The 4,227-nt window shown below is 66.5% G+C and carries 3 protein-coding genes; 2 read left to right on the top strand and 1 reads right to left on the bottom strand.

Annotated features, from left to right (window positions below):
* Nucleotides 1–43 precede the first annotated feature (43 nt).
* On the bottom strand, nucleotides 44–1,408 hold the full coding sequence (locus G3N93_RS35355; RefSeq protein ID WP_174941046.1) for a 2-hydroxycarboxylate transporter family protein: 1,365 nt from the start codon (nucleotides 1,406–1,408) through the stop codon (nucleotides 44–46).
* A 432-nt stretch (nucleotides 1,409–1,840) separates the two neighbouring features.
* On the opposite strand from G3N93_RS35355, the gene G3N93_RS35350 reads away from it, so the two are divergent.
* Both G3N93_RS35350 and G3N93_RS35345 read left to right on the top strand, forming a co-directional pair.
* Nucleotides 1,841–2,671 carry a MetQ/NlpA family ABC transporter substrate-binding protein gene (locus tag G3N93_RS35350; protein WP_206135052.1) on the top strand — a complete coding sequence of 277 codons (831 nt, stop codon included), beginning with the start codon at nucleotides 1,841–1,843 and terminating at the stop codon, nucleotides 2,669–2,671.
* Nucleotides 2,672–2,682: 11 nt separating this feature from the next.
* A complete protein-coding gene (locus tag G3N93_RS35345) occupies nucleotides 2,683–4,095 on the top strand; it encodes an LLM class flavin-dependent oxidoreductase (protein WP_174986025.1) in 1,413 nt (470 codons plus the stop codon).
* Nucleotides 4,096–4,227: the final 132 nt, after the last annotated feature.

The following is a 4,227-nucleotide window of genomic DNA, read 5'->3' as shown; positions in this document are numbered from 1 at the left end:
GCGCGTGCGAAGCGGCCTGCGCGACGGTGCGCGCGGCGGCGCGTCATCCGAAGTGGGCGATCAGGATCAGCGTGACCGTGACGACGATCGCGCCGCCGATCCGCGTCGCGATCTGCGCGAACGGCATCAGCTGCATCCGGTTCGCGGCGGTCAGGATCGCGACGTCGCCGGTGCCGCCTTGCCCGCTGTGGCAGGCGTTCACGATTGCGGTGTCGATAGGGTACATCTTCATCAGGCGGCCGACCACGAAACCGGTGCCCATCAGCGTCGCGACGGTCGACACGATCGTGACGACGTTGACGACCGTGAACGCGGCGGTCAGCTTGTCCCACGGCGTCATCGCGACGCCGATCGCGAACAGCAGCGGATACGTGACGGCGGTCGAGAAGAACTTGTAGACGACGAACGCGCCTTCCTGCAGCGGCGGCGACACTGCGCGCGCAAGCTTCACGAGCACCGCGAGGAACAGCATCGCGACCGGCGCGGGCAGGCCGAACAGCTTGTGCGCCATCAGGCCGACCAGGTACAGCGTGATGGCCGTGATGCCGGCGCCCGCGATGTGCGAGACGTCGACGTGGCCGCGGATTTCCTCGTTCTCGGGCGTCATGTCACCCGATTCGCCGACCTGCAGGCGACCGTTGCCGGTCAGGTGCGGGTAGCGCTTGCCGAGCATGTCGAGCGCGCCCGACAGGATGATCGCGGTCAGGCTGCCGAGCATCACCGGCGGCAGCACCATCGCGAACATCTCGCCTTGCGGCAGGTGCATCAGTTCCGAATAGCCGATCGACAGCGGAATCGCACCTTCGCCGACGCCGCCCGCCATGATCGGCACGACGATGTACAGCAGCGTGTGGCGCGCACCGAGGCCGAGCGCGGTGCCGACCGCCGTGCCGACGATCGCGGCCGCGACCGAACCGGCCGCGAGCGGGATGAAGATCTTCACGAAGCCCTGGATCAGCACGCGCCGATCCATGCTCAGGATGCTGCCGACGATGATCGACGCGATGAACAGGTACAGGAAGTTGGTCGACTTCGTGAACTCGACGGTGAGGTTCAGCACCGGCTTCGGCAGCACGTGGTAGTACGTGAGCGCCGACGGCACGAAGGTCGCGAAGATCGCGGCCGCGCCGATGTTGCGCAACAGCGGCAGGCGCTTGCCCAGTTCCGCGCAGGTGAAGCCGAAGAACGCGAGCACCGCGATCGCCATCGAGATCTCGCCGGGCACCTTGCCGGTCACCGAGAAGCCGACGATCAGCGCGAGCAGGATGAAGTAGACGGGCAGCGGAATGATGCCGATGCGGATTTCCATCAGTTTCCACCAGCCTTCCGGCCAGAAGCGCTCGCGCGGGGTGGCGACGGCGTCGGAAACCGGCTCCGGATGGGACGGGGATTGGATTGAGGTCTGCAAGACGTGTCTCCTGATGTTGGAATGCCTGCATCGCTTCGCGGCATCGTGTGCCGTCTATTACGCAACCCCCGTGCCAGAAATCCGGCCTGTCGGAATATTTTTAATGCATTGATTTATAAAGGGTTTATTTCGTCTGCTGAAAGGATGGCTCGACCGGCTGGCCGAGATTTCGGAATTCGCCCGGCGCCCAGGCCGAGATTTCGGCCAGGCGGCCGGCCGGGCGCCCGGTCAGGCCCCCGATCCTGCGCGGCCGCCCGCCATATCGCCGCGCGCGATTTTCTTCGCACAATCGCTTCGTAGACCGCCCCTGCGCCGCTCTCTATCATCGGCTGATCCTTTTCCGATGCGATGCCCCCCGTCCGGAGAACGCCCGCGCGTTCGCCGCGGCGTCGCTCATCCGTCGATACCGTCTTTGGACAGGAGAGTGGTTTCATGCTGCATGCCGTTTTTTCCGCCCGCTTTTCCGCCGGCCGCGTCGCGCGCCTGCTGGCCGCCGCCCTGTTTGGCGTTGCGCTGCTCAACGGCGCGCACGCCGACACCGCGCCGCTGAAGGTCGGCATCTCGACCAGCCCGCAGATCGAGGCGCTGAAGGTCGCCGCGAAGGAGGCGAAGGCGCAGGGGCTCGACGTGAAGATCGTCGAATTCACCGACTGGAATACGCCGAACGCGGCGCTCGCGAACAAGGATATCGACGTCAACTACTTCCAGCACATCCCGTTCCTCGAGAACGCGAACAGGCAGGGCGGCTACAACTTCGTGTCGATCGCGCCCGGCACGATCATGAAGATCGGCCTCTATTCGAAGAAGGTGAAAAGCTTCAGCGAGCTGAAGGACGGCGCGAAGGTCGCGATCGCGAACGATCCGGTGAACGGCGGGCGCGGGCTGTTGCTGCTGCAGCGCGCGGGGCTCATCACGCTGAAGCCGGGCGCCGACTATCGCGCGACGACGCACGACATCGTCGCGAACCCGAAGCACCTGAAGATCATCCCGCTCGAAGCGTCGCAGCTTGCGCGTTCGCTCGACGACGTCGATCTCGCGCAGGGTTACCCGAGCTTCATCAAGCTCGCCGGCACGACCGACCCGAACAGCGCGCTGCTGTTCGACGGCACCGAGAACAAGATCTTCGCGATCCAGTGGGTCGTGCGGCCGGACAGCGTGAACGATCCGCGCATCCGCAAGTTCATCGCGATCTACCAGCAGTCGCCGGCCGTGCGCAAGGCGCTCGATAACGCGTTCGGCTCGCTGTACGCGATCGCGTGGTGACGGAGGCGGGCATGACGACGGCGAACCGCAAGAAGATCCTGCTCAACGCATTCAACATGAACTGCGTCGGGCACATCAACCACGGGCTGTGGACGCATCCGCGCGACCGCTCCGCGCACTACACCGATCTCGATTACTGGGCCGACCTCGCGAAGACGCTCGAGCGCGGCAAGTTCGACGGGATCTTCCTCGCGGACATCGTCGGCGTGTACGACGTGTTCGGCGGCGGCCCCGATGCCGCGCTGCGCGAATCGGTGCAGGTGCCCGTCAACGATCCGCTGCTGCTGGTGCCCGCGATGGCGCAGGTCACGCGGCACCTCGGCTTCGGCGTGACCGCGAACCTGACCTACGAACCGCCTTACCTGTTCGCGCGCCGCATGTCGACGCTCGATCATCTGACGAAAGGGCGCGTGGGCTGGAACATCGTCACCGGCTATCTCGACAGCGCCGCGCGCGGGATGGGCCTCGCGCAGCAGATCGGCCACGACGACCGCTACGAGCGCGCGGACGACTACATGGACGTCGTCTACAAGCTGTGGGAACAGAGCTGGGACGACGACGCGGTGATCCGCGACGCACAGGCGCGCGTGTTCGCGCAGCCGGGCAAGGTGCGGCGCGTGAAGCACGACGGGCCGTTCTATTCGCTCGACGCGATTCATCTGAGCGAGCCGTCGCTGCAGCGCACGCCGGTGCTGTACCAGGCCGGTTCGTCCGCGCGCGGCGTCGAGTTCGCCGGCCGTCACGCGGAATGCGTGTTCGTGAACGGGCAAAGCAAGGCCGCCGCGCGCGCGGCGGCACTCGACATCCGCGCGGCCGCCGCACGGCAGGGGCGCGACCCGGCGTCGATCCGGATCTTCGCGGGCGTGAGCGTCGTGACGGCGGAAACCGAACTGCTCGCACGCGAGAAGTTCGACGAATACCGGCGCTACGCGAGCGCCGAAGCCGGCCTCGCGCATTTCGCGAGCTCGACCGGCATCGACTTCGCGAAGTACGGCCTCGACGAGCCGATCTCGTACGTGAAGACCGATTCGATCCAGTCGGCCGTCGACGCGATCTCGCGCAAGAGCACGACCGGCACGTGGACCGTGCGCCGCATGCTCGAACAGATGTCGCTCGGCGGTCGCTATGCGCCGATCGTCGGCTCGCCGTCGCAGGTCGCGGACGAACTGCAGTCGTGGATCGACGAGACCGGCATCGACGGCTTCAACCTGACGCGCACCGTGATGCCCGAATCGTTCGAGGATTTCGTCGACTGGGTCGTGCCCGAGCTGCAGAACCGCGGCGTCTACAAGGAAGACTACGATCCCGCGCCGACGCTGCGCGAGAAGCTGTTCGGCGCGGGCCCGCGCCTGCCTGCATGGCATACCGGCGCGCAGCACCGGCCGGCTGCCGTATCCGAGCCCGCGCATCCCGCGCATGCCTGAACGTGACGGAGCGAAGCGATGACGCAATTGTTCGATACGCTGGGTTTCATCGATACGTCGGCCGCGCGCGCCGGCGCCGCTGCCACGACGCATGACGCAGCGACCACGTCGACCGAACCGGCCGGCGCCGGC

It is taken from the genome of Burkholderia sp. Se-20378, assembly GCF_017104665.1.
GTDB classification, from domain to species: Bacteria; Pseudomonadota; Gammaproteobacteria; order Burkholderiales; family Burkholderiaceae; genus Burkholderia; species Burkholderia lata.
This window is presented reverse-complemented; position numbering and strand designations above follow the sequence as displayed.

Bases quoted from the DNA above. Each gene is read 5' to 3' on its own strand.
- G3N93_RS35345 (WP_174986025.1), top strand. From the start codon at position 2,683: ATGACGACGGCGAACCGCAAGAAGATCCTGCTCAACGCATTCAACATG.
- G3N93_RS35350 (WP_206135052.1), top strand. From the start codon at position 1,841: ATGCTGCATGCCGTTTTTTCCGCCCGCTTTTCCGCCGGCCGCGTCGCG.